Here is a 2,195-nt window from a genome sequence, read left to right as displayed (position 1 = left end):
AGCATAGAAACGGGCGAACGAAAATTATATAGAGTGTGGTTCTGTAAATCTCGTTTATGTCCGATGTGCAATTGGAGGCGTGCTATGAAACATGGTATCCAATCACAAAAAGTTGTTTCAGAAGTGATTAGACAAAAACCAACAGCAAGATGGGTTTTTCTCACGTTAACGGTTAAAAATGTTTATGATGGCGAAGAATTAGCTCAAAGTTTATCTGATATGTCAGAAGGATTTAGACGTATGATAGGTTATCAAAAAATTAAAAAGAATTTAATAGGGTTTATGCGTGCAACAGAGGTAACCGTCAATAATATTGATAATTCTTATAATCAGCATATGCACGTTTTATTGTGTGTGGAAAATACTTACTTTAAAAATACTGAAAACTATATTAATCAAAAACAATGGATAAAACTTTGGCGAAGAGCGATGAAATTAGATTATGATCCCAACGTGAAAGTTCAAATTGTTAAAGCTAAAAATAAAGATAAAACAGATATTCAATCAGCGATTGATGAAACAGCGAAATATCCTGTTAAAGATACAGATTTTATGACAAAAGATGAAAAACTTAATCTGCAGCGTTTAGCAGATTTAGAAAAAGGCCTATTTAAAAAACGTTTAATTTCTTACGGTGGTTTATTAAAAGAATTGCATAAAGAATTAAATTTAGATGATTCAGAAGATGGCGATTTAATTCATGCTGATGAAGAAAAATCGAAAGAAGATGAAGAAAGTTATTCAATTATTGCGATGTGGAATTGGGATAGAAAGAATTATTTTATGATGAATAGTTAAAAAAATATTCAACAAACTGTCTATCTCATTCAATAAAGGAGTGGTATAAATTGAGTCCTTTTTTAGCATTTATAATCATTGCTGTGAGTGTAATACTCGATATTATTTGGTTTGATAATTACGGAAAAAGATGGGGATGGATAAAAAACTGGTCAAAGCCACAAATAGTATTATTTTTTTCAGGAATAGCTGTTATTGGGGTTTTAACTTATTTAGTACTTGGTATGAAATATATTAATTTTTAAATTAGGATAATGTCTATTATTTTCTATAATCGGATGTGATTTTTTGTTGGGTAGCTTTAAGCTACCTTTTTTTGTTTAAAATTAATTTATAAAAAGCCCCCGCAGGAAACCCAAATTACGCAGTTTTTTTATGGCGCGTGAGCAAAATAAAAATCACTGCGTGTAAATGGGCACTCCTAATTAAATGTCGTGATTTCTATTTTTTATGTTTTTATTTTGAAAGTAATTAAAAATCGATTTAAGACGTTTAGAGCGTTTTAAATTATTTGGAACAGAAAATATAATGAGAAAATAACTTTAAGCGTGAGAGAGCTTTATTTTAATTCCTAAGCTAATTTAGAGAGTGGTTTATGACGGAAAAGAAAACGAAGTCTTTTTGTCGAGCAGAACTCCCCTGATAAACTAGAAAAAGCCAATCGGCTGAATGTGTGGTCAGCTTATTTTTGACGATTGGGCGAATTTAGGGGTTCAGGGGAGTTGAGTTCGAGACAAAAAGGAATCGGCTTTCTTTGAGTAATAAAAAACGAACGAGGGTAAAATATACTAAATTCAGTTGAGAGTGCCCATTTATACGCAGTGATTTTAAAAATCGCTTTTGCTCTTTAAAATTCTCTGCGTTCGTTGGGTTTCCCGCAGGGGCTTTTGAATTTAAAAATATAAAATTAAATAAATTTAATTAAAAAATAAACAAATAAAAAAGACTAGATCCATGAAAATGGGTCTAGTCTTTTTTATTTGTTTTAGGGTCTTTTTTTAATGATTTTGAACCTAATCTTTCTATTCTTGATACATATAGACATAACGTCATTTTATTATTTTAAGTTAGAAGTGTTATTTATTAAGGGTTTGGCTTTGATTTATCCCTTGAAAATAGTTGCATGGGATTATTGAAATAAAAAACTCCATCTGTTATTGTTTAAGTTACCACACAAAAACAAACAAACGGAGGTTTTTTATATCTTATACAATCATAATAACACCAAATCTAATGAAGAATCAAATGTATTAGTCGATAAAACAAAAAGTGGTAAAGAAAGACCCTGGAGAGAAAAAAAGCTAGCTAATGTTTCTTATTGGGAATTGCTTCATATTCTCGAAATGAAAAAAGCATCTCGTGTAAAAGACTGTGCGAACGTTTTAGAATATAAACAA

Annotated in this window: 2 protein-coding genes and 1 pseudogene; all 3 read left to right on the top strand. The window is 30.2% G+C overall.

The genetic code is table 11. The annotated features are described in order from the left end of the window. The first annotated feature begins 3 nt into the window (after window positions 1-3). A complete protein-coding gene (locus MHB85_RS31165) occupies window positions 4-798 on the top strand; it encodes a protein rep (RefSeq protein WP_341074310.1) in 795 nt (264 codons plus the stop codon). Window positions 799-848: 50 nt separating this feature from the next. After that, a complete protein-coding gene (locus MHB85_RS31160; protein WP_341074309.1) occupies window positions 849-1,043 on the top strand; it encodes a hypothetical protein in 195 nt (64 codons plus the stop codon). A 957-nt stretch (window positions 1,044-2,000) separates the two neighbouring features. After that, window positions 2,001-2,195, top strand: a pseudogene (locus tag MHB85_RS31155) (protein rep); the annotation flags it as partial.

The organism is Paenibacillus sp. FSL K6-4396 (assembly GCF_038002525.1).
Lineage (GTDB): Bacteria > Bacillota > Bacilli > Paenibacillales > Paenibacillaceae > Paenibacillus > Paenibacillus amylolyticus_B.
The sequence above is the reverse complement of the archived record's forward strand: the minus strand, read 5'-3'. Positions and strand labels throughout refer to the sequence as shown.